This is a genomic window from Helicobacter pylori NQ4053 (assembly GCF_000274605.1).
Lineage (GTDB): Bacteria > Campylobacterota > Campylobacteria > Campylobacterales > Helicobacteraceae > Helicobacter > Helicobacter pylori_CV.
Map to the genome: position 1 here is coordinate 207,291 of NZ_AKNV01000006.1, position 23,356 is coordinate 230,646.

At 39.3% G+C, this 23,356-nt stretch carries 23 protein-coding genes and 2 tRNA genes; 11 read left to right on the top strand and 14 right to left on the bottom strand.

All coding sequences use genetic code 11. From position 1 onward, the window contains the following. Positions 1 to 56 precede the first annotated feature (56 nt). The 12 genes from cysE to AYS37_RS06175 all read right to left on the bottom strand — a co-directional run bounded on the left by cysE (position 57) and on the right by AYS37_RS06175 (position 13,043). A complete protein-coding gene (cysE, locus tag AYS37_RS06120) occupies positions 57 to 572 on the bottom strand; it encodes a serine O-acetyltransferase (RefSeq protein ID WP_000886351.1) in 516 nt (171 codons plus the stop codon). 290 nt (positions 573 to 862) lie between these two features. Next, a tRNA-Leu gene (locus tag AYS37_RS06125) sits at positions 863 to 949 on the bottom strand. A 53-nt stretch (positions 950 to 1,002) separates the two neighbouring features. Next, positions 1,003 to 1,089, bottom strand: a tRNA-Leu gene (locus AYS37_RS06130). Between the two features lie 73 nt (positions 1,090 to 1,162). Next, on the bottom strand, positions 1,163 to 1,480 hold the full coding sequence (locus AYS37_RS06135) for a F0F1 ATP synthase subunit C (protein ID WP_000669961.1): 318 nt from the start codon (positions 1,478 to 1,480) through the stop codon (positions 1,163 to 1,165). Positions 1,481 to 1,612: 132 nt separating this feature from the next. After that, positions 1,613 to 3,679, bottom strand: coding sequence for a polyribonucleotide nucleotidyltransferase (locus AYS37_RS06140; protein WP_000345875.1), 2,067 nt, complete (start codon positions 3,677 to 3,679; stop codon positions 1,613 to 1,615). 2 nt (positions 3,680 to 3,681) lie between these two features. After that, positions 3,682 to 4,386 carry a phosphoribosyltransferase gene (locus tag AYS37_RS06145; RefSeq protein ID WP_001090682.1) on the bottom strand — a complete coding sequence of 235 codons (705 nt, stop codon included), beginning with the start codon at positions 4,384 to 4,386 and terminating at the stop codon, positions 3,682 to 3,684. A gap of 13 nt (positions 4,387 to 4,399) precedes the next feature. Next, complete coding sequence (locus AYS37_RS06150; protein ID WP_001874722.1) at positions 4,400 to 6,661, bottom strand: LPS-assembly protein LptD; 2,262 nt, start codon at positions 6,659 to 6,661, stop codon at positions 4,400 to 4,402. Position 6,662: 1 nt separating this feature from the next. Next, entirely contained in the window at positions 6,663 to 7,142 is a 480-nt protein-coding gene (locus AYS37_RS06155) for an RDD family protein (RefSeq protein ID WP_001257430.1), read from the bottom strand. A gap of 48 nt (positions 7,143 to 7,190) precedes the next feature. Beyond that, positions 7,191 to 8,465, bottom strand: coding sequence for a phosphoribosylamine--glycine ligase (purD, locus tag AYS37_RS06160; RefSeq protein WP_000654419.1), 1,275 nt, complete (start codon positions 8,463 to 8,465; stop codon positions 7,191 to 7,193). 313 nt (positions 8,466 to 8,778) lie between these two features. Further along, the gene (locus AYS37_RS06165; RefSeq protein ID WP_000959615.1) at positions 8,779 to 9,465 is read right to left on the bottom strand and encodes an ABC transporter ATP-binding protein; all 687 of its coding nucleotides are present in this window, start codon (positions 9,463 to 9,465) and stop codon (positions 8,779 to 8,781) included. After that, positions 9,459 to 10,163: a di-trans,poly-cis-decaprenylcistransferase gene (locus tag AYS37_RS06170; RefSeq protein WP_000370671.1), complete on the bottom strand. Its 705-nt coding sequence runs from the start codon at positions 10,161 to 10,163 to the stop codon at positions 9,459 to 9,461. Before AYS37_RS06170 ends, AYS37_RS06165 begins: the two co-directional genes overlap by 7 nt. A gap of 39 nt (positions 10,164 to 10,202) precedes the next feature. Then, complete coding sequence (locus AYS37_RS06175) at positions 10,203 to 13,043, bottom strand: FAD-binding and (Fe-S)-binding domain-containing protein (protein WP_001874725.1); 2,841 nt, start codon at positions 13,041 to 13,043, stop codon at positions 10,203 to 10,205. A 71-nt stretch (positions 13,044 to 13,114) separates the two neighbouring features. On the opposite strand from AYS37_RS06175, the gene AYS37_RS06180 reads away from it, so the two are divergent. Genes AYS37_RS06180 through crcB form a run of 3 tightly spaced genes read left to right on the top strand, consistent with a single transcriptional unit; the run spans position 13,115 to position 14,569 of the window. Then, positions 13,115 to 13,447, top strand: a complete 333-nt coding sequence (locus AYS37_RS06180) for a rhodanese-like domain-containing protein (protein WP_000888794.1) — start codon at positions 13,115 to 13,117, stop codon at positions 13,445 to 13,447. 2 nt (positions 13,448 to 13,449) lie between these two features. Next, positions 13,450 to 14,130, top strand: a complete 681-nt coding sequence (locus AYS37_RS06185) for a uroporphyrinogen-III synthase (RefSeq protein WP_001209511.1) — start codon at positions 13,450 to 13,452, stop codon at positions 14,128 to 14,130. Positions 14,131 to 14,176: 46 nt separating this feature from the next. Further along, on the top strand, positions 14,177 to 14,569 hold the full coding sequence (gene crcB, locus AYS37_RS06190; RefSeq protein ID WP_001011992.1) for a fluoride efflux transporter CrcB: 393 nt from the start codon (positions 14,177 to 14,179) through the stop codon (positions 14,567 to 14,569). A 46-nt stretch (positions 14,570 to 14,615) separates the two neighbouring features. Here the strand turns inward: crcB and hemW are convergent, their stop codons facing one another. Continuing rightward, positions 14,616 to 15,653: a radical SAM family heme chaperone HemW gene (gene hemW, locus AYS37_RS06195; protein WP_001874728.1), complete on the bottom strand. Its 1,038-nt coding sequence runs from the start codon at positions 15,651 to 15,653 to the stop codon at positions 14,616 to 14,618. A 95-nt stretch (positions 15,654 to 15,748) separates the two neighbouring features. Here hemW and AYS37_RS06200 point away from each other — a divergent pair, with 95 nt between their 5' ends. The 6 genes from AYS37_RS06200 to folP all read left to right on the top strand — a co-directional run bounded on the left by AYS37_RS06200 (position 15,749) and on the right by folP (position 20,217). Continuing rightward, positions 15,749 to 16,039 carry a c-type cytochrome gene (locus AYS37_RS06200; protein ID WP_000755869.1) on the top strand — a complete coding sequence of 97 codons (291 nt, stop codon included), beginning with the start codon at positions 15,749 to 15,751 and terminating at the stop codon, positions 16,037 to 16,039. Positions 16,040 to 16,199: 160 nt separating this feature from the next. Beyond that, on the top strand, positions 16,200 to 16,667 hold the full coding sequence (locus AYS37_RS06205) for an RNA pyrophosphohydrolase (protein ID WP_000902567.1): 468 nt from the start codon (positions 16,200 to 16,202) through the stop codon (positions 16,665 to 16,667). Position 16,668: 1 nt separating this feature from the next. Beyond that, entirely contained in the window at positions 16,669 to 17,886 is a 1,218-nt protein-coding gene (locus tag AYS37_RS06210) for an aspartate kinase (protein WP_000909649.1), read from the top strand. Further along, positions 17,883 to 18,425: a DNA replication regulator HobA gene (gene hobA / locus AYS37_RS06215; protein WP_000788302.1), complete on the top strand. Its 543-nt coding sequence runs from the start codon at positions 17,883 to 17,885 to the stop codon at positions 18,423 to 18,425. Before AYS37_RS06210 ends, hobA begins: the two co-directional genes overlap by 4 nt. After that, positions 18,422 to 19,078 (top strand): DNA polymerase III subunit delta', encoded by a 657-nt coding sequence (locus AYS37_RS06220; protein WP_000798414.1) that lies wholly within the window; start codon positions 18,422 to 18,424, stop codon positions 19,076 to 19,078. Before hobA ends, AYS37_RS06220 begins: the two co-directional genes overlap by 4 nt. After that, positions 19,075 to 20,217, top strand: coding sequence for a dihydropteroate synthase (gene folP, locus AYS37_RS06225; protein WP_000636091.1), 1,143 nt, complete (start codon positions 19,075 to 19,077; stop codon positions 20,215 to 20,217). Before AYS37_RS06220 ends, folP begins: the two co-directional genes overlap by 4 nt. 87 nt (positions 20,218 to 20,304) lie before the next feature. On the opposite strand, the gene AYS37_RS06230 is transcribed toward folP, so the two are convergent. After that, positions 20,305 to 20,766 carry an HP1233 family protein gene (locus AYS37_RS06230; protein ID WP_000301325.1) on the bottom strand — a complete coding sequence of 154 codons (462 nt, stop codon included), beginning with the start codon at positions 20,764 to 20,766 and terminating at the stop codon, positions 20,305 to 20,307. Between the two features lie 365 nt (positions 20,767 to 21,131). Here AYS37_RS06230 and AYS37_RS06235 point away from each other — a divergent pair, with 365 nt between their 5' ends. Next, complete coding sequence (locus AYS37_RS06235) at positions 21,132 to 22,028, top strand: DMT family transporter (RefSeq protein WP_001246300.1); 897 nt, start codon at positions 21,132 to 21,134, stop codon at positions 22,026 to 22,028. A 3-nt stretch (positions 22,029 to 22,031) separates the two neighbouring features. Then, positions 22,032 to 23,279, top strand: a complete 1,248-nt coding sequence (locus AYS37_RS06240; protein ID WP_001177334.1) for a hypothetical protein — start codon at positions 22,032 to 22,034, stop codon at positions 23,277 to 23,279. Positions 23,280 to 23,356 lie beyond the last annotated feature (77 nt).

Consider the following 23,356-nt stretch of genomic DNA (forward strand, 5'->3'; position numbering starts at 1 on the left):
CAATTTATTTCAAAACAACCCGCATCGTGCAAATTAGCTCAACCGCTTGTCTAAAATTAACGATCCTTTGTGATGGTTTTGGCTTTAGAGCCTACAGCCGTAGAACCCGTGGGCAAATCTGAAAGCACCACCGCATTAGCCCCAATCCTCACATCATCGCCCACGCAAATCGCGCCCAAGACCTTAGCCCCTGCCCCCACTACCACTCGGTTGCCTAAAGTAGGGTGGCGCTTGCCCTTGAACTTGCCCGTGCCACCTAGAGTTACGCCATGATAAATGGTAACATCATCTCCAATCTCTGTAGTCTCGCCAATCACCACACCCATGCCATGATCAATAAAAAGCCCTCTCCCAATCTTAGCGCCCGGGTGGATTTCTATCCCAGTGATAAAGCGTGCTAACTGAGAAAGCGCGCGAGCGATGAAGTAAAACCTCCGCTTGTGCAACGCATGCGCTAGGCGGTAACAAAGCAGCGCATGAATGCCCGGATAAAGCAAGAGAACCTCCCACTTATTCCTAGCTGCCGGGTCTTCTTGCAAGACACGCTCCAGGCTATAAGACAGATCTAGCATGACAGAGTCTCCGGTTAAAATATATTTGGATCAACATGACTTAAGCAGATTTTTCTCATCTATTCCAATAAAACTTGATACAAATTTTTTTGCTATTATACCCAAACTCACACTCCTTTAAATGGAGTAAAAAAATTAATAGAGTAAAAACACTCTCTCTTTTAATCCCTTCAAATTCGCTTAAACAATCCTTTAAAAAGGCTTAAAAACCCGCTAATCCATTGGGAACAAAACTATTTGAATGAAAAAAAATAAAAAGCAGACTGAAAAAGATTACTATCAACTATTAATGGTGCCGAAGGTCGGACTCGAACCGACACGGGATTGCTCCCACCAGATTTTGAGTCTAGCGTGTCTACCAATTCCACCACTTCGGCGTATATAGAGCAAAGAGTGAGATTATACCCACTTATTCCTTAAAAAAACTTAATGGTGCACTGGGCGAGACTCGAACTCGCACGAGATTGCTCCCACCACCCCCTCAAGATGGCGTGTCTACCAATTCCACCACCAGTGCTAAAAATTCAAAATAAGGAAATATTATAGCTAAATCATGCTTTTTAAGCAATAATTTAGCTCATCAAAAACCCTTAACTTAAGAATGGGTTACTATAAATAGCGATAATAGCAAACACTAGAGTATAAATCACTTGCGCTTCAATCATCGCCATGGCCACGAACATGGTTGTGAGCAATTTACCGCCCACTCCTGGGTTTCTCGCTGTGCCTGTAATGGTCGCTGCGGCCGCATTCCCCATACCGATCGCCCCACCAAAAGCGGCAATCCCTAGACCGATCATCGCCCCTAAGATAGAATAGGATTTAATCATATCCATCCCACCCATGCCACCATCATGAGCGAAAGCAACGCCCGCTAAAGCCAGAAAAAATAACGCTAAAAATTTCATTTTCGCACTCCGTTTCAAAAATTGGGCTTGATTTTCATTTCGAATCGTTCCTCTACTTTCAAAAATACAAGCAAGGATTTATTTTAATATAAACTAGCTTAAAAACGCTTTTAAAAAACGCTTTTTAAAATTTTAAGCCAAATCCAAAGCGATTTTACCCTTATTGAAACTAATCACCCTACACCTGATGCTATCGCCTTCTTTTAAGATCACTTGACACCTGTCCATGTTTTGTTTTCTTAACAAGCCTTCGCCCCCCTTAGGCAAGCTTAAAAACGCCCCAAAATCCACAATTCGTTTCACTTGAGCTTCTAGCACCTCATCAATAGCGTATTGCTCCAATTCTTGATCTAAAGAATGCAAGTAGTTTAAAATAAATTCCTTAGTCTTTAAAACGCGCTCTTTATTCCCCATGATTTTCACTTCACCGCTCGGTTTGTTCAAATCAATTTTAACCTCAAATTTTTCCACTATCTCTTTAATCACACGCCCCCCTTGACCGATAATTTCTATAATTTTATCTGGCGCGACATTAAAAATTTCAGTTGTGGGCAAATGGGAAAAATTGATCACGATCTTTTCTTTCGCTTCATGCATGATTTTTAAAATGTGTTTGCGTGCTCTTTTGGCTTGGAGTAAAGCTTGGTATAAAACCTCTAATCTAATACCGCTCATTTTGGTATCCATTTGCATAGCCGTAATGCCTTCTACATTCCCGGCAATCTTAAAATCCATATCGCCTTCGGCGTCTTCTAAACCGCTAATATCGCTTAAAATGGCGTGATCTTGCCCTTCGCTCACCATGCCCATAGCCACCCCAGCGACTAGATCATGAATTTCCACACCGCTTGCATAAAGGGCTAAAGACCCTGCGCACACGCTCGCCATTGAGCTTGAACCATTGCTTTCTAAAATCTCAGAAACCAATCGTATCACCTGATCTTTATTTTTAATGCTCGTTTCTAAGGCTCTTTTAGCCAAATTCCCATGCCCTAATTCGCGCCTTGAAGTCGCGCCAATAGAGCTCGCTTCGCCCACGCAAAAAGGAGGGAAATTGTAATGGAACATGAAGCGCTCTTTGATAGGGGTTTTATGCTCCAAACTCTCATGGGTTTGAGCGTCATTATCCGTGCCTAAGACCCCTACGACTAAGCTTTGAGTTTGCCCCCTAGTGAATAAAATGGAGCTGTGCGCCATAGGGAGCAAGCTACTCTCTATTGAAATGGGCCGCACTTCTTCTAACGCACGCTTATCTGGGCGGATCTTATCTTGAATAATCATGCGTCTGATCTCAGTTTTTTTCACCTTCTCTAAAGACAATTCAATTTCTTCTAAACTGAATTCTGAGTGGGCTTCACTGATTTTTTTAGCAATTTCATTGAAAACATTTTCTCGCTCGCTCAAAGCAGAACTTTCAATGCCTTTGATGATTTCATCAAAATACTGATTTGTTAATAAATCCAACAGCCTTTCATTAAGGGCTATCCCTTCGCCCTCTTTAAAAAGCAACTCGTTTTGATAGGGCGTGAAAGCCTCTTCATAAAGCGTGCAGGTTTCTTTCAAACTTTTTTGAGCCAATTCTAAAGCTTCTAACATTAAAGGCTCTTCTAAAGCGTTTAATTTTTGCCCCAAAGATCGCATTTCTATCATGTTCAAACTCTCTTTGGTGCCGGACACGAACAGATCCAAACTGGATTGATTCAAAAGGCTTGTGCTAGGGTTAATGATAAATTCGTTATCTACCCTAGCGATCCTGCAAGCGCTCACGCTTTTAAGGGGAGCGATATGGGCTAAAAAGAGGGCGGCTGAAGCGGCGTTTAAAGCAGAAACTTGCAAATCGTTTTCAATATCATGGCTTAAAACCATTAAAGTGATTTGCGTAGGGTAGCGGTAATCTTTAGGGAATAAAGGGCGTAAAGTCCTGTCTATGAGCCTAGAGGTTAAGATTTCAAAATCTTGCGCTCTGCCTTCTCTTTTAACAAAACCGCCCGGAATTTTACCGGCTGCATACGATTTTTCTAAAAACTGCACCACTAAAGGCAGAAAATCTTCACTCACAGGCTCTCTTTCTACGCACACGCTCGCTAAAATAAGAGTTTTTCCTAAGCGATACATTAAAGAGCTAGTGGCTTGTTTGGCCACTTGTTTGAGAGCGAATTCTTCGGTTTTGTTACTAGAATTGATGGTGATAAAATCCATATTTAATGTTCCTTTTTTAAATTGGGTGCGTTGTTAGCGCCTAAGTATTTTTCAATTTCTTCATTGCTTAATCGCTTGAGTTCTTTATAATGATGCTCCACAGAGACAAAACATTCAGGGCGATACACGCTAATCACCCCATCGCACAAACTTTCTAAGCCTTGAGCGACATTTTGCGCGAGAATGGGGGTTAAAATATAAATGTCTTGGCATTCTTTTTTCAAACAAGTTTGCACGCCTAACCCTGCTCTAAACCCGGTCTCAATCCCCCTATCTACGATAAAAATATTTTTATCTTTCAAGCTTTTGATCGCATTGCCTTTGCGATACTGATAGATGTGAGACAGAATGTCTTCTTCATAAGCCCGCTTGGCTTCCCCATAAACATAGTCTAAAGCGATGTCAAAGGAATTGATTAAACTTTCATTCATCACAATATCCATGCTTTCACTCACTAAAGCGATTTCACACTTTGAGTTTAAAGGGGCTAAGATAGGTTCTAAAAAAAGTATATCATAAGTCGCCCCAAATTTTTGCGCTAAAGCGTTAGCTAAATACAAGGCGTTAAAACTCAAAGCGAGCATGATGGAATCTTTTAAATCAATGTGGCGCGTGTGGATTTCATTAATCAATTTATTTAAAGCGTCTTCTTCATTGATAAAACGCATGCTCTCAATATCGGTGATATGGCTAAAGTCCGTATTCAAATCTATTCCTTTTTTACTTACGCTGTAAAGAGCGGTAAGTTACATTGGTTTTAGTGATCGGTGAAAAGTCTAATTCTAGCTTAACATAGTTATTTTCAAACACTCTTATAGGTTGGTTGGGATCGCCGGTGAGGATAGGGCGTCTTTGATTGACGAATTGAAAGCCAATCCCAAAACAACGGATTTTTTTATAAATCCCTACATTCCAATTCAAAACCACGTTATTTCTAATATCATAACCCACATCCGCGCTCATGGAAAAGTAACCAAAGTCATTGCTAAAACCCGCCTTTAAATAATCCGCAGGATTTTCTACAATGCTGTTAATCCCACTGCTAAAATTGTTCCTTAAAAAATAAGAGAGGTTAAAGCTTAAAAATTTGCGTTGGTAATTGGCGTTCACAGAGATTTCTTCTAAGCGGTTTTGATAAAACGAATAAAAAACATTCCCAAAGATGTTCAATCCCGTTAAGGGCGAAAACCCGATCTTGCTCTCTAATGGCATTTTAAAGGGCGAAACTTTATCGTCAAGATTGATGAGTTGCGATATTTTAAAATACAACAACTCTTGCCCCCCTAAGCCATAAAGGTATTGCGTTAGGGTTAAATTCACCGTCTTATTGCTCGCATCGCTAGGTAAAATGCTATTAGGATTCCACACGGAGTCATACAAGCGCCCTTGATAATCGTAATCTCTCAATAAAGGCGAAGTGTAGCTGTTTAAGGCTTGCGCGCTTAAAGCATACATGTTTTGAGAAAATAAGCCGTTTTTAAAGGTGTAATAAGGGATGTTGAAAATCGCTTCTAGTTGGATCGTGTGGAAAAGCTTGTTGTATTCTCTAGCCAAATCCGTATTCACATACATGGAAAAATTCGAAGACACAAAGTTTCCAAATTCTCTTGATTCATTAGGGATCGTAGGCACGAAGGAATTTTTAGATTGCATTAAAGCCACATTAGACAATTGGAGATCATTCCAAAGCCCTAAAGACAAATACTTTTTAAACAAAGAAAATTGCAAACCCACCGGCACATTCAAAGCGTTTTGCACATAGCCATAGCCGATCTCTCTCGCGGTGTTTCTAAACTGATAATCCACTGAATACAATAAATTCCTAAAATACAAAGAATTTAAATATTTATGGTATTGCAAATTAGGGACAGATTGGAAAGTGCGGTTATTGTTAATTTTATTCAGGTTTAAAAAATACTTGATATTCAAGCCGTAATAATTGTTTTCTGTTTGCAAATAGTAATTCGCCCTAGACATGTGCGTGGCGTCTGTGATACGCTTATTGACCTTTTCAAAACGCACATAGTCCAAATCGTTCATGTATAAAAAGTCAATGTAATGCCCGTTGTCAATATTAGACTTAAGATGGAAGTATTTTTGTAAAGTGTCCCTACTGGAGCTTAAAAATTCAAAACCATAGATATTTTGATTCCTCAAATCATAGCGTTTGACGTATTGGGTGTAATTCCTAAAATAGCGCGCATTGAATAAAAACCTGTCGTTTTTAGAGTTGATGTAGCGTGCTTCAAAATTCAAGCCAAAACCCCTTTTATAGCGGATTTGTGGGGTAAAGGTCATATCCCATGAGTTTTTGGGGGCTAAATAAAAGGGTTGCAAATAAATAAAGCCGTCTAAGTTGGAAGTGCCAAACTCAGGGTATAAAAACCCAGTGGTGCGCTTGTTGCTCGTGGACATGAAAATATAGGGCAAATACAATACAGGAATATCGCCGACATAGATCTTAGGATTCCACATTGACAAATGCGATTTTTGCATGTTAAATGAGCCTGAAGTCGCATTGACATGCCAAATGGGGTTGTCAATGCTGCACCCTGAAGCGCTCATGTTTTTAATCTTATATTTTTGATCCTTCCCACTGGCAATATCTGCACTCACCCAAATCCCGCTCACGCTGTCTTGGACATAAAAGGGGAAAATGATTTCATATTTTTCATTCAAACTCAATTTCACATAATCGGTTTTAACGAGCAAACCCTCGCCCCTATAAACCTTGATATTGCCTTCTAATAACGCTTCTTTAGTCTTGGTGTCATAACGCACCTTATCCGCTAGAATATACACGTCATAATTCAATAAGATCGCATTCCCTGAGGCGGTTATCACATTGTCTTTAGCGCTCACTTTATCCGCAAGGATTTCAAAAATCTTATGGTTTTGTTTGTCAAATCGTTGCATAGCGATTTCTTTAGCGTCTGATACGCTCAATAACAAAAAAAACACCACATAAAACCAACGAATCATTTTAAAACAACACCAAAAGACTTTTGCTTTTTTCTTCATGCCATGCCCTATGATAGGGGTTTTTAAACACCACAAACCATAAAAAGGGGCATAGAAAAACCACAATTTTTAACCCTAAACGCTTCAATAAAATAGCCCTACTGGGGCAATCCGCTAAATAAATATCAATGATCTTAATCCTAAAAACCAGTTTAGCCAAACTCATCTTGCACAAACACACAAAAAAGATTTCATAAACGCCATACAAGATGATAAAACTCACTATGACAAACACGCTGTGATAAATGGGGTTAGTCAGCCAATATAAAGAATGCAAAAAATCGCACGCGCCTAAAAGATCGCTCAATAAAAACACCACTAACAAACCATCGGTTAAAAACGCTAAGATGCGCCAATACAAGGGGCATAAACGCATTTTTTCACGCATAAGAAGTGTTTCTATGATTTCAGTTTCTTCTTTTTCTAAATTTGGAGAGCGCATTCAAAACAAACAAGACAAACCCCCTTCATTTGTCTTAAACTTTAACCCTTAAGAATATTCTTTCAAATCCAACACCTTAAAACCAATGTCCTTGCGATAAAACATGCCTTCAAAATGCACCTTTTGAGCGATCTCGTAAGCATGGTTTCTGGCTTCTAATAAGGATTTTCCTCTGCCAATGGCAAAGATCACTCTCCCCCCACTGCTTTCAAACACGCCATTATCCTGCTCCACCTCCCCTAAAATCAAATGACCCTTTTTTTCATCAACCGGATCAATATAAAGGGTTTGTTTGGGCGAAGAGCTAGTGGGGTAATTCCTAGAAACAAGCGCCACACTCATCACAAATTCTTTAGAAAACACCAATTCAAGAGAATGCAATTCCCCTTTAGCTGTAGCCAAACACAAATCTAAAAGCGAGCTTTCTAAAAGGGGTAAAATCGTCTGGCATTCAATGTCTTTAAAACGCACGCTAAAATCCAATAAATACGGCTCTAAAACGCCCTTTTCTTCTATGATTACAATTTCAGCGAGTAAAACCCCTTTAAAAGGCGTGTTGTCAGCCTGAAGTTTCTCTAAAGTGGGTTTAAAGATATGATTTTTTATTTTCTCTTCTAATTCATTAGAGAAAAAGTTTGCAGGAGCGATGGCCCCCATACCTCCTGTATTGACCCCATTATCCCCCTCTAATAAGCGTTTGTAGTTTTGGCAAAAGGGCAACAAGATAAAATCATCATTGGCTATGAGCGCTGTAACTGAAAGCTCAAACCCCTCTAAAAAAGGCTCTATGATCACAGGCTCATTGCTTTGTTTGAAAGCGTCTTCAAGGATTTTTATCGCTTCTTCTTGTTGATGGACAATGCTTGTGTTTTTATTCAACGCTTTAATCACTAAGGGGAAAGAAGCGTTTTGAATGTAACTCAAAGCTTCTTTTAAATCGTTTGTTTCAAAGTAAGACGCGCTTTTGATACCGCATTCTTTAACAAAAGCTTTCATATAGCTTTTAGAAGCCTCTAACTTAGCCACCTCTTTAGAAGCCCCAAACACTAAAATACCCGCTTTTTCTAGCATCTCTGTAAGCCCTAAAACCAAAAGCTCTTCTTCTGAAATGATGGCTAAATGGATCTGTTTTTTCAGGGCTAATTCCACGATATGCTCGTAATGTTCGCATTCCAGATTTTCGCCTAAATCTTGAGTGCCACCATTACCCAAACAAAAATACAAAGCATTCACTCGCTCATCTTGCTGAAGCCTTTGAGCCAAAGCATACTCTCGCCCCTTATTCCCCACAATTAAAACATTATAGTTATTGTTATCTTTCATGTCTTCCCTAAAATGTGGTTGTTTTTAAACCCAGATGACCGCTACTTTTACATGCGCATAAGTTCAACAAACCTACACTAATAAGGCTAGGAGGATTTTCTTAGGGGCAGATTTAAAAAATGCCATCACACAAAAACCACTACCTTAGCCTAACTTATTTTTTCAACGAACTTGCCATCAAATAAGAAACGCAAATCACCCAGGCGATGCTTACAATTATACTTAAATTTTAAAGAAATTCCATGCAAAAATATTCCAACAATCTGTGATAGTTTTGATTGGCGTTTAGGCGTTTTAAGAGAAACTGACTGATTTATTTCAACCTTTCTTTATACGCTCTTTCCAAACTGCTATACCCTTTTTTCAATTCTCCCACACCCCCAAAAGCCACTACTTTAGCTTCTTTTAAAAAAATCGCGCTGTCTAAATACTTTTCCACATCCACCACCAAATGCGTAGAGACTAGCAAACTTGCGTTTTGGCTAAACTCCTTAGCGATGAGTTCAAAAATTTCTTCTCTTGCAATAGGGTCAATCCCAGCCACCGGCTCATCAAAAAGATACAAAGAAGCGTTTCGTGATAGGGTTAAAATCAGCTGTAATTTTTCCCTCATGCCTTTTGAAAGGGCTTTAAACTCTCTTTTTAAAGGCACGCTGAAGCGTTTTAACAAATTTAGGGCTTTTGATTCATCAAAATCGCTGAAAAAATCCCTGTAAAAAGCGATCGCTTTTAAAGGCGTTAATTTAGGATCTAAAAAATCGCCATCGCTTAAAAACGCCACGCTTTTTTTCGTCTCTATGCCGATCTTTTGATTTAAAATTTTCACTTCCCCTTGATAGTTCAAATTCAATCCGGCTAAAATTTTTAACAGAGTGGTTTTACCCGCCCCATTAGGGCCTAAAAGCCCTATAAATTGCTGTTTGGGTAGTTTTAAATTGATATTGTCTAACGCTTTTAAACTCCCATAAGTTTTAGTCAAATTCTCTATTTCTACTAGCATTTTAATTCCCCGAATTTGCGCACTCTTTTGTAAAAATCGCTAATGATGTTTTCTAAATCTTTAGGGGTGAAATCAGGCCATAAAATCGGCGTGAAAAACAATTCCGCATAACTGGACTGCCACAATAAAAAATTAGACAAGCGCATTTCCCCCCCTGTTCGTAACAATAGATCCACTTCAGGCAAATCATGCGTGTCTAAACGATTAGAAATTTCATTTTCTAGGCTTTCTATATTATTTATATGGCTAGACGGGCTTTCTAATAAGCTTTTAAAAGCCCTTGAAAGCTCGTTTTTAGATCCGTAATTAAGGGCTAAAACTTGCGTAAAATCCTTAAAATGCCTAGTATCGTTTTCAAGCCGTAAAATCGTATCCCTTAGCTCTTTAGAAAAGCCCTCTAAATCCCCTATCGCCCTGAAGCGTATGCTATTATCCAAGTAAGTGGATCGCTCATCTTTAAGGTATTTTTTAAGCATTTTCATCAAAAAATCCACTTCACTTTTGGGGCGTTTCCAATTTTCCGTAGAAAAAGCGTATAAAGTCAAGCATTCTAATTTATGGTTAGCGCACCAGATCGTAATGTCTTTAAGGGTTTTTACGCCCTTTTTATGCCCATAAGCCCTAGCTTTATTCTTTAATTTGGCCCACCTGCCATTACCATCCATAATAATGGCAAGATGTTTGAGAGTGTTATCCAATGCCTTTACCCTTTAAAGAAATTCTTCAATTATACACCATTAAAGCGTGCAAGCATCCACTAAATAAGCGATATGCTGCCAAGCGAATTGGGTTTTTTCACTCAAACCAATTTCGCAAGTGCTAGAAGTGGAAAAGCCTCTTTTAAGATCATAGGATTGGTAAAATTCTTGAAAGCCGTTTAAAGCGCTCTCGTTCAATTCAGGGGTGAAAAAGCCCTTATTCCCCGCAAAACCGCAACAACCCGTCTCTTTGTGGATGACAATCTCGCCCAAAGTGCATTTTTTAGCCAAATTGAATAACAACTCTTCTTTATTTTCTAATTTTAAAGCGCACATCGTGTATAACCCTATGTCTTCATTAATGGGGTTGAATTTTAATTTTGGGCTTAGAACTTCTTCAATATAGACGCTCAAATCATAGACTTTCAAATCCTTATAAGCTTTCATTTGCTTGATAAAATGCGTCGAACATGCGCTATGGTCTAAAACAATCGGTATCTTGCCGTTATCGCTTAATTGTAAAAAAATCGCATGGTTTTTTTCATTGTTTTGTTTGGTTAATTCGGTGTAATTAATAAAAGCTTTCCCGCAACAAAGCGCATCCAATCCATTAGGATACATTACAGAAACCTTGGCTTTTTGGCATAGGGATTCAAACACTTCTTGAATGCATCTTTTATCCGCCATTTTGTTTGATGGAGCGAACGAGCGGTTGATGCAGGTGCTGAAATAAATGACTTTTTCTCCACCCTTAAGCGTTTTATTTTCTAAAGGATAGGCGTTGTTTTTGGGCATGTAATGAAAGGCTTTGGGGAAGGGCTTGATGAATTTTTTAATCCCTTTAGTTAGGCTCACCAAGTTGTGAGGGCCTATGAGTTTTTGAACCACGAAAGCGCTTTTTAAAGAAAAACGAGCCGCACTTGTGGTCGTTTGCATGTGATTTAAGATCTTTGAAGCGATCTTTTCGCCTTTAGGGTTTTTTTGATAATGATTTAGGGCGATGCTCCCGGTATCAATTTCTAAAGGGCATAGGGTAGAACACATATGGCACACCGCGCAAGTGGCGTGCGCTAAATATTCAGACTCTTTTAAAAGCTCATCTAATAAAACTTGATCTTCATCATGACCATGGCTTACCCTTTCTTTCAAACGCTCTACCTCTCTGTGGATAACGATGCGTTGTCGTGGCGTTAAGGATAAATCTTTACTGGGGCAAATCCTTTCACAAAACCCGCATTCCATGCACATGTCCAAATGCTCTTCAATAGGGTAAATGCTCTTTAAATTTTTAGTGTGGATTTCTTTATCGTTTGTGATGATCACATCAGGGTTTAAAAGGCCATTAGGATCAAACAATTCTTTGATTTGTTTATGGATTTTATAGGCTTTTTCTCCCCACTCCATTTCCACAAAAGGGGCTACCATCCTGCCTGTGCCATGTTCGGCTTTAATAGAGCCAGAGCTTTCACTCACCATTAAAAACATCTCAGAAACTAAATTTTCAAACGCCTTCCTTTCGGTTTCATTTTCTAAAATCGGCGTAACGACAAAGTGCAAATTCCCGCTTAACGCATGCCCAAAAATAATGCCATTATCCTTAAAGCCATGTTTTTTTAAAAGCCCTTCAATCGCTTTTGCCCCTTCTACAAAATCCTCTTTGCTGAAGCACACGTCTTCAATGATCACAGAGCTTTGGCTTTTTCTTTTTGACGTTGCGATAGGGAAAATGCCTTTTCTGATCTTCCACCACGATTGATAAACATTAGGATCGCTGCTGATTTGAGAATCTAAAACGACCGGTATCGCATTCAAGGCGTTTAAAATCGTTTGCATGTTGTTTTCTAAGATTAAAGGATCATCGCTTTCGCTTTGAATGAGTAAGCATGCGTTAGGCTCTTTGACTTCTAAAACCACGCTAGGCATGCCCTCTAAACCTTTCACGCTCTTTAAAGACGCATAATCCATAAGCTCTGCTGAAGAAATCATTTCAGGCTGTTTGGCTTTTAAAGCGGCTAAGATTTGAGCGGCTTTAGCACATTGCTCTAAATTTTCATAAAACAATAACGCACAAGTTTTATAAGCGTAGTCTTTCACGCATTCTAATCCCACGCTTGAAATAAATCCTAAAGTCCCCTCAGAGCCTATGAATAAATGGCTGATGATTTCAATCGGATCTTCAAAATCAATGAGAGCGTTTAAGCTATAGCCGGTGGTGTTTTTGATCTCGTATTTTTTCTTAATCAAGGCATGCAATTCTTTATCTTTTAAGATCTCTTTTCTTAAATTCAAAACCCCTTCAATCAAATCTTTGTGCGCGTTTTTGAAACCCTCAATACTCTCTTGATTAGCTGTGTCTAAAAGCGTGCCATCAGCTAAAATGACTCTTAAGGATTTTAGGGTTTTGTAGCTGTTTTGCTCCACCCCGCAACACATCCCGCTAGCGTTATTAGCGACAATCCCCCCTATCATAGCGGTGTTTATCGTAGCGGGATCTGGGCCTATTTTTTTATGGTAAGGTTTTAATAAAGCGTTCGCATGGCTTCCTATGACTCCGCATGAGAGCTGAATGCTTTGAGCGTTGTCTAAAATGTGAGCGTCTTTGAAAAAATGCGCCACCACCACTAACACCCCATCACAGCTCGCCTGCCCTGATAAGGAACTCCCAGCCGCTCTAAAAGTCAATGTAACGCCATGCTTTTTGGCTAAAACACAAAGCTTTTGGACTTCTTTTTCACTTTTCACCCAAACGACTATTTTAGGGATATAACGATAACATGACGCATCAATGCCATAAGCCAAACGGCGTAAATAATCCTTAAAGATCCGCTCGTTTAAAAACCCGCTCGCTTCGGTAAAAAAAGCATGATAATTTTCTTCCACACGCACTCCTTAAACATTCCTATTTATCAAATCATTGTAATATAACCTTACTTTAAAAATTGAGGATAAACATGCTTGAAGATTATGCGATCAGTTTAGAAGAAGTCAATTTCAATGATTTTATCGTGGTGGATGTGCGCGAATTGGACGAATATGAAGAATTGCATTTGCCTAACGCTACGCTCATTAGCGTCAATGACCAAGAAAAGCTCGCTGATTTTTTAGCCCAGCACAAAGATCAAAAAGTGTTGCTCCATTGCAGGGCTGGTCGCAGGGCTTTAGATGCGGCTAAAAGCATGCATGAATTAGGCTATACGCCCTATTATTTGGAGGGCAATGTCTATGATTTTGAAAAATACGGCTTTAGAATGGTTTATGATGACACTTGCGCTAAAAAAAACTAGGCATGAGGGAGGTTGTATGGGTGCATTCTCAAAGAATCGCCCCTTATAAGACTCTCATTTTAAATGAATTTTGCTACTATCCCTTAGAATTAGATCCAACCCTTTTTAACGCCCTGATTTTCACTTCTAAAAATGCGGTGTTTTCCTTGCTAGAAACTCTAAAAGACAGCCCCAAACTCAAAATTTTACAAAATATTCCTGCTTACGCTTTGAGCGAACCCACCGCCAAAACTCTACAAGATCACCATTTTAAAGTCGCCTTTATAGGGGAAAAAGCCCATGGCAAGAAGTTCGCCAAAGAAATCCTTCCTTTATTGGAAAAAAAAAGCGTTTTGTATCTTAGGGCAAAAGAAATTGCCTCTTCTTTAGACACCATTCTTTTAGAGCATGGCATCAATTTCCAACAAGCCGTTGTTTATGAAAACAAGCTCAAACATTTGACTTTAAACGAACAAAACGCCTTAAAACCCAAAGAAAAGAGCGTTCTTATTTTTACCGCTATAAGCCACGCAAAAGCCTTTTTACACTATTTTGAATTTTTAGAAAATTACACCGCTATAAGCATTGGCAACACGACCGCTCTTTATTTACAAGAACAAGGCATTCCAAGCTATATTGCCCAAAAGCCCTCCTTAGAAGCGTGCTTAGAACTGGCTTTAAGTTTGAGGATTAAGGAATGTTAAAAACATCTTATTATAATGCTCTCTATTGATTTTTAAAGGATGATGCATGAATTTTGTCTTTTTATGGGCCGCTTTAGGGGGGGCCATAGGGAGTTCGTTAAGGTATTTTGTGGGCAAAATGATGCCCAGTAAATTTTTAATGTTTGAAAGTTTCCCCTTAGGGACTTTTAGCGTGAATCTCATAGGGTGTTTTGTCATCGGCTTTATGGGGCATTTGGCCGCTAAAAAGGTTTTTGGCGATGATTTTGGGATTTTCTTTGTAACCGGGGTTTTAGGGGGTTTTACGACCTTTTCTTCTTATGGGTTAGACACTTTAAAACTCTTGCAAAAATCCCAATACATTGAAGCCATTTCTTATGTCTTAGGCACTAACCTTTTAGGGCTTATTGGGGTAGCCATTGGTTGGTTTTTGGCTAAAAATTTTATAGGTATTAATTAAAAAACGCTTTTTGGCGTTTTTATTGACGCTTGATTAAAGCAGAGCCTTACAATAGCCACAAAGCTATTTCATCGGCCATGAAAAAATCGCTCGCTACCAATCGGTTATTTTTAATGAAAGCCTTATTTTCTTCAATCAAAAACTTTACTTTATTTTTATCTAAGAAACTAAGCTCAACCCCCAATTCACACCTTAAGCCTAAAAACAGCTTTTCTAAGCGCTTGTCTTGTTTATTAAGCGTCTCAACTTGGCGTTTTAGGGGGTCTTTAATGTAGTTTTCTATGAGTTTTTTTGCAAAAAAGCGCTCATTCGCCACGCAGCCTACAGCCCCAGCCCCACACCCTAAATAATCTTTAGCCCCCCAGTAAGCCAAATTATGTTTGACTTGGTAATTTCTGGCGTAATTAGACACTTCGTATTGCTTGAAAGAAAAGCCCTCTAAAACCTCTCTCACCACATTGTCAAAATGAGCACATGAGGGTTTTTTGGCGTTTTTTTCTAAATTCGTGTTTTTTTCAATACTCAAAGCGTAAGCGCTCAAGTGGTTGATAGGGAGTTCTTTAGCGAGTTTTAGTTCTTCTTTTAGAGAGTTTTCATTGTCTAATGGGGTGTTATAAATCAAATCAATGCTGATATTTTCAATCCCGCTTTTTAAAATAGTTTCTATCACAGGGGCGATATTTTTGGAATGTTGGCGCTCTAAAAACAATAATTTATCTTCCCTAAAACTTTGCACCCCTAAACTCAAGCGGTTGATCCCTAAATCTTTTAAGCCTTGACACCAAGCTTTAGAAATCAATTCAGGGTTAGCTTCAGTGGTGATCTCACAATCTGAGCTCAAGCACGCATGTTGATGAATGCTTTCAAAAATCCTTTCAAAAGCCTTCACGCTTAAAGTGTTGGGCGTGCCTCCGCCAATAAAAATACTTTCAATTGGTTCGTCAGTTTGCTTTAACGCATGCTTTAAATCCAAGCATAACGCTTGAGTGTATTCTTCTTTTAACCCATGCTTATTTTCATAGGAATTGAAAGCGCAATAGCCGCATTTATTTTCACAAAAGGGGATATGAATGTATAAAATCATATTTATTTCTCTCATTTTCACTTCATTTTTAAGCAAAACTTAAACTTGTAATTGTATCATTTTAAGATCATTTTGATAAGTAGAGGAGACAAACGATGAAAAAGGTTATTATGGCTTTAGGCGTTTTGGCGTTCGCAAACGCTTTAATGGCAACCGATGTTAAAGCTCTTGCAAAAGGTTGTGCCGCTTGCCATGGGGTTAAGTTTGAAAAGAAAGCTTTAGGCAAAAGCAAAATCGTTAACATGATGAGTGAAGCAGAAATTGAAAAAGATCTTATGGATTTTAAAAGCGGTGCCAACAAGAATCCTGTCATGACCGCCCAAGCTAAAAAATTAAGCGATGAAGACATCAAAGCTTTAGCCAAATACATCCCCACTCTCAAATAAACCCTCCCAGTTTTAATAGCACTATTTGGGTGCTATTAAAATGAGTTTCAAACCCTTTTTTCTTAATTTTTGATTTTAATGGCATTCTTAACCCTACTTAAAGCCAGCATACACTATAATACCATCTTAATCAAACAAGAAAGAGCTAAAATAAAGACCTATGCTACATAAAAAATATCGTCCTAATGTTGCGGCCATTATCATGTCGCCAGACTACCCTAACGCATGCGAAGTTTTTATCGCTGAGCGCATAGACATTGAAGGGGCGTGGCAGTTCCCCCAAGGGGGCATTGATGAGGGCGAAACCCCTTTAGAAGCGCTCTATAGAGAATTATTAGAAGAAATTGGCACGAATGAAATAGAGATTTTGGCGCAATACCCTAGATGGATCGCCTATGATTTCCCAAGCAACATGGAGCATAAATTCTATGCGTTTGACGGGCAAAAGCAGCGCTATTTTTTAGTGCGCCTAAAGCATGTTAACAACATTGATCTGAACAAACACACGCCAGAATTTAGGGCTTATCAATTCATCCATCTTAAGGATTTGCTTAAAAAAATCGTCCCCTTCAAACGCCAAGTGTACCGCCAAGTCATCGCTTATTTCAAAAGAGAGGGGTATTTATAGGGTGTTAATCGTTCAAAAATACGGCGGCACGAGCATGGGCAGCATAGAAAGGATCCACAATGTCGCTCAAAGGGTTTTAGAAAGCGTTAAATTAGGGCATCAGGTGGTGGTGGTGGTTTCGGCGATGAGCGGCGAAACCGATAGGCTTTTAGAATTTGGCAAGAATTTTAGCCATAACCCTAACAAGCGAGAAATGGACAGGATTGTGAGCACGGGAGAATGGATTTCAAGCGCGGCTTTGAGCATGGCGTTAGAGAGATACGGGCATAGAGCCATTTCATTGAGCGGGAAAGAAGCGGGCATTTTAACCAGCTCGCATTTTCAAAACGCCGTGATCCAATCCATTGACACCAAACGCATCACAGAGCTTTTAGAAAAAAACTACATTGTGGTGATCGCTGGGTTTCAAGGCGCTGATATTCAAGGCGAAACAACGACTTTAGGGCGTGGGGGGAGCGATTTGAGCGCGGTCGCTTTGGCCGGGGCTTTAAAAGCGGATCTGTGCGAAATCTATACGGATGTGGATGGCGTTTATACCACCGATCCGCGCATTGAAGAAAAGGCTCAAAAAATCGCGCAAATCAGCTATGATGAAATGCTTGAACTGGCTTCTATGGGGGCTAAAGTTTTATTAAACCGCTCGGTAGAATTAGCTAAAAAACTCAGCGTGAAGTTAGTGACTCGCAATTCGTTTAACCATAGCGAAGGCACGCTCATTGTGGCTGAAAAAGACTTTAAAGGAGAACGCATGGAAACCCCTATAGTGAGTGGGATCGCATTGGATAAAAATCAGGCTCGTGTGAGCATGGAGGGCGTGGAAGATCGGCCAGGCATTGCCGCTGAAATCTTTGGCGCTTTAGCGGAGTATCGCATTAACGTGGATATGATCGTCCAAACGATCGGCAGAGATGGCAAAACCGATTTGGATTTTACGATCGTTAAAACCCAAATAGAAGAAACCAAGCAAGCCTTAAAGCCTTTTTTAGCGCAAATGGATTCCATTGATTATGATGAAAATATCGCTAAAGTTTCCATAGTGGGCGTGGGCATGAAGTCGCATTCTGGGGTGGCGAGCATCGCTTTTAAAGCCCTAGCCAAAGACAATATTAATATCATGATGATTTCCACAAGCGAGATTAAAATTTCGGTTTTGATTGACATTAAATACGCTGAATTAGCGGTTAGAACTTTGCATGCGGTGTATCAATTAGATCAATGAAAAATTTCTACGACTGGATCAAAGAATTTGTACGCAATCAAGGGGAGTTTATCGCTCAGCAAAGCGGGTGGCTGGAATTAGAGCGATCAAGCTATGCAAAGCTCATCGCGCAAACCATTTCGCATGTGCTTAATGGCGGATCGCTGTTGGTGAGTGCGGATTCTTCTAGACGCTGGTTTTTAAACTACATTCTTTCTAATCTCAACCCTAAAGATTTAAAAGAGCGCCCCTTATTGTCCGTCATTGATTTTAACGCTTCTTCTTTCTACCCCAAAAACGATGCGAATCTCTCTCTAGCCACCATAGAGCTGACTTATCAAAACCCCATGTTTTGGCATGTTGGGAAAATTGAAAATGAAGGTTTGAAAACGATACTACTGAGCAAAATCCCTAGTTTTTTATGGCTTTTTGAAGAGCTTAAAGAAGATTGTTTGCTTTTAAAAGAGCATGACAGCTTGCTGGATTATAAATTATTGCAGCTATTCAAACTCTTTGAAAACGCGCTTTTTAGCGCACTATACAATAAGGTTACTTTGTGAAAAACTCCAACCGCCTTATTTATACGGACAATCTTGAAGAGAGCCTAGAAGAGACTGCAAGCCTTTTTGAACACCACATTAAATTCTACACGGAAATTATTGAAAAAGACAAAAAGGTGATCAAAACTTTTAACAAGGATTTTAAAATAGAGCATGCTAAAGAAGTCATTTCAAAGGCCCATCTCAAACACAGCGAACTGAACGCTTTTTTAATCGCCGCTCCTAGTTATGGTATAGAAGCCCAAAACGCGCTCTTAAAAATCTTAGAAGAACCCCCGAATAACGTTTGTTTTATCATGTTCGCTAAAAGCCCAAACCATGTGTTAGCCACCATTAAATCCCGCCTAATCAAAGAAGACAAACGCCAAAAAATCCCCCTAAAACCTTTAGATTTGGATTTATCCAAGCTGGATTTGAAAGATGTTTATGCGTTTTTAAAAAATTTAGACAAAGAAAATTTTGATTCCAGAGAAAATCAGAGGGAAAAAATTGAAAGCCTGTTAGAGAGCGTTAACAGGCATAAGATCCCCTTAAACGAGCAAGAATTGCAAGCCTTTGATTTAGCGATCAAGGCTAACAGCTCTTATTACAAGCTCAGCTATAATCTTTTACCCCTGCTTTTAAGCCTTTTATCCAAAAAGAAAACGCCATGATTGTAAAACGCCTTAACCCTGATGCGCTCAAAAGCGCTCTGCAAAAAATAGGGCCAGAAAAGATCGCACAAAACCATATGTATCAAAAAGGCGTTAGCTTTGTTTTTGAAATCCAACACCTGCCCTTAAGCGCTGCCCTCATTTTAAAGCAAGAGGCCATAAGCGTTGGGGGCGATTTTGCCACGCCAAGAGATTGCATTTTAGCCAAAGAGCCTTTTTATGATGGGGTGCTGATTGCGAGCGCTAACCAATTAGAACGCCTGATTGTGAAGTGCCATTCCCAACCCTTTGGGCTTAAACATTTAGCGCAAGAATTAAAAAGCCACCTCAAAGCTAAAAAGCCTAACGCTCCTCAGATCATGGCAATCTTGAATCTCACGCCGGATAGTTTCTATGAAAAGAGCCGGTTTGATAGCAAAAAAGCGCTTGAAGAAATCTACCAATTGCTAGAAAAGGGTATCACGCTCATTGATATAGGCGCGGCCAGTTCAAGACCGCAGAGTGAAATCATTGACCCAAGAATAGAGCAAAATCGCTTAAAAGAAATTTTATTAGAAATCAAATCCCAAAAACTCTACCAATGCACTCAATTCAGCATAGACACCTACCATGCCAAAACGGCCCAAATGGCTTTGGAGCATTATTTTTCCATCCTTAATGACGTGAGCGGTTTTAATAGCGCTGCAATGCTAGAAGTCGCCAAAGATTATAAGCCCACTTGCATTTTAATGCACGCTCAAAAAACCCCCAAAGACATGCAAGAAAATGTTTTTTACCACAATTTATTTGATGAAATGGATCGCTTCTTTAAGGAAAAATTAGAGGTTTTAGAAAAATACGCACTCCAAGATATTATTTTAGATATTGGGTTTGGATTCGCTAAATTAAAAGAGCATAATTTAGCCTTAATCAAGCATTTAAGCCATTTTCTTAAGTTCAAAAAACCCCTATTGGTGGGAGCGAGCCGTAAAAACACGATCGGGCTTATCACCGGGCGTGAAGTTCAAAACCGGCTCGCTGGCACTTTGAGTTTGCATTTAATGGCGTTGCAAAACGGAGCGAGTATTTTAAGAGCGCATGACATTGATGAGCATATCGATCTCATCAAGGTGTTTAAGAGTTTGGAAGAAACGGATTGAACCAAAATTTTTAGCTTTGATCCCACTAGGTGTTGGTCATCATCAAAACGCTATTTTTGATGATCAATCCTTGATTAACCCCAATATTCAAAGGATCACATCCATCGTTGAAGGGTTGTTGTAAGCGTTTTGATAGCGTTGCAAAAAAGCGTTATGGTTGGTAGCGTTAAAGGTTTGAAAGGCTTTTTTGTGCAAGCCATTCACCGGCTGTTTGGGGGCGTTTTCCACTTCTTTAGAGAATTTCCCGTTATAAAAATCCGTCAAACTATAAAGCGACTGAGCAGCAAGGCGTTTTTGGCTCTCATCCATTCCGGCCGTAGCCCTTAAAAAAGCCTCATACTCTCTATCGCTCATCAATTCTAAAACCAAAAAGCCGTAAGTCTCTCGCTTGTCAGGGTTAAAGGGGAGGTTTTCTGTTGGAGCGTCCTTTTTTTCTCGCTCTATTTTTTCTGTGTTTTCAACAGGAGCCAGGTCTTCTTTAGGAGCGCTTTTAGCGTTTAAAAGCCCATAGAGGTTAGAATCAAATTGATTGATAGAAGAAACAGCCATGCGAATTTCCTGAAATTGAATTTTACGCTAAATTAAGCAAAATCCATTCCCTAATGAGATAAGCCTCATAGCATGGGGTTTTAACAAAACAAGAGACTTAAAAAGCTTAAAAGAGTTTTCTTAGTGGTGTTCAAACCCTTTAAAAAGGGTCTAGGAGTTTATTTTCAAAAAGGATTCGTGTTTTTATGTTTTCATATTTCTATAAGGAGCTTAAAATGGATAAACAAAAGGTAAAACTCCTAGGACATTGTTATAGCATGATTTTACCAATCAATGCAACTTTTATGCTTTTAGAGCTTAAAAACTTTAAGTCTTAATTAGAGATTTTAGGTTAAACTACCCTAAAATCTTTATGGGTAAAGGGCATGCGTAATACCATTTTATTTGGCGTTTCAATGATACTTTTGGCGAATTTATGCTTTGGGATCATGAGCGCGTTTGTTAAAATCACAGCGGATTATTTTTCCCCTATGGAGAATGTGTTTTACCGCTCCATTACCATGACGCTCTTACTCTTATTTATTTATCCTTTCAAACCCTACCGCTTGAAGAGTTACAAACAAGGCGGTTTTAAAAAGCTCGCTTTTAGGGTCGTTGTAGGGGGCTTGGCCATGCTAGCGTTTTTTTATAATATTGAAAAAATTTCGCTCGCTACAGCGACGGCTTTCTCGCAATGCGCGCCGATTTATACGGTGCTTCTTTCCCCTTTGCTTTTGAAAGAAAAGCTCAAAAGAAGCGCGTTAATTTCTGCATGCATCGGGCTAGTGGGGGTGGTGTTGATCTCCGATCCTAGCGTGGAAAATGTGGGGCCGGTTGAAATTATTATGGGCTTATTGAGCGGGATCTTTGTGTCTTTAGCGTATATCACTTTAAGGGATTTGAGGGAATATTATGACAAACAAGCCGTGATTTTAGCGTTCGCCTTTGGCATGAGCCTTCTTGGATTAGCGGGCATGTTTATTGATATTCCTTTTTTATCCACAGGCATTCATATCCCTAGAAAAGAAGACATTTTGTGGATTTCTTTAATAGGGATTAGCGGGACTTTAGGGCAATATTTCTTAACTTATGCTTACATGAACGCTCCTGCTGGGATCATTGCCCCTATTGAATACACCCGCATTGTTTGGGGGCTGTTGTTTGGGCTGTATTTGGGCGATACATTTTTGGATCTTAAAAGCTCTTTAGGGGTGGCTTTGATTTTATGTTCAGGCTTACTCATTGCCTTGCCCGCTCTTTTAAAAGAATTAAAAAAAATTTAAGCCATGCAGCTAAGCCCTTTACAAAGCGCTCTGTTATATTTCCGCTATTTTATTTATCCAGAGAAAAAAACAAGAAGCTTTGATTTAAGCGATTTAGTCTTTATCATCATGGTTTTTTTAGTCCTGGCTTTGGGGCTGTTGATGAGTAAAGAAATTTCTATCAGCTACAATGAAGCGAAAGACTTTTTTTATAGCAGCGCATGGTTTGTTCAAATCGCTCAAAAAAGCGTAGCCATTTTAGGCCAAAACGATTTGGCTTTGAGGTTGCCTTTTTTGATCGCTCATATCATCAACATGTTTTTATTTTATTTGATAGGGCGAAAGATCTTAAAAAAGCCTAAAGACACTCTTTATGTGGTATTGACTTACGCTTTATTGCCTGGAGTGAATCTCTTTGCGATTTTACTGGCTAAAAGCGTGTTGGTGTTAAGCCTTGGGCTTTTGGTTAGCTATTTGTATATCAAAACCCAAAAAATCCCTTATTTAACCCTTAGCGCTTGTGCGTTTTTAGACGGCGCGTTCATCCCACTTTTACTAGGGGTTTTTGCCTACGCTTTAAGAAAACGCTATTTTAAGAGCGCGATCTTTATTTTGGTGGTTTTAATTGTGAATACCGCTCTTTTTAGCGGGAGTTTCAATAAGGGCTTGCCTAGCGGGTATTTTATAGACACATGCTTAGAACTCATGCTTTTATATTCGCCCTTATTGTTCCTCTACTACCCTTATACGCTCTATAAAGCCCTTTTGGATAAAAAGCCATCGTTACTAGCCTTTATGAGCGCGAGCGGTTGGCTTTTCCCTTTGCTTTTGAGCATGCGCCAAGAGATAGATTTAAGAACTTTCGCCCCCTTAGCGTTAATCGGTTTGCCTTTGTTTGTTAAAAGCGTTTTAAATAGCCTTAGGGTGCGTTTAAAGGAATTCAGGGGGCAGTATTATTTGCGCGTTTTTAGTTTGTATCTTTTAATGCTCACTGAAACGCTTTTTTTATGGGGGAGTAAAATTTCTGGTGCTAATGAAAAATTATTGAATCGGCATTTCTTAGCCAAAGAAGTCGCTACAGCCTTGCAATTAAGGGGAATCCATCAAATCCGCACTAACGATAAACAACTCGCTTTAAGGCTCCAATTCTATGGCATTAAAGAGGGGGGGAGGTTAAGGCTCATTAACACTAAAATTTCTAAAAAACGCCCTGATATTACAATCATCTACGCTGATAAAATTCTACAATCCTATAGTTTGGTGCGCCATTAAATTAATTCTTTAAAAAGCGTTTTATCTAAAAAACGATAAAATACACTCTAAAAATAAATAAAATATGCGAGAAAAAT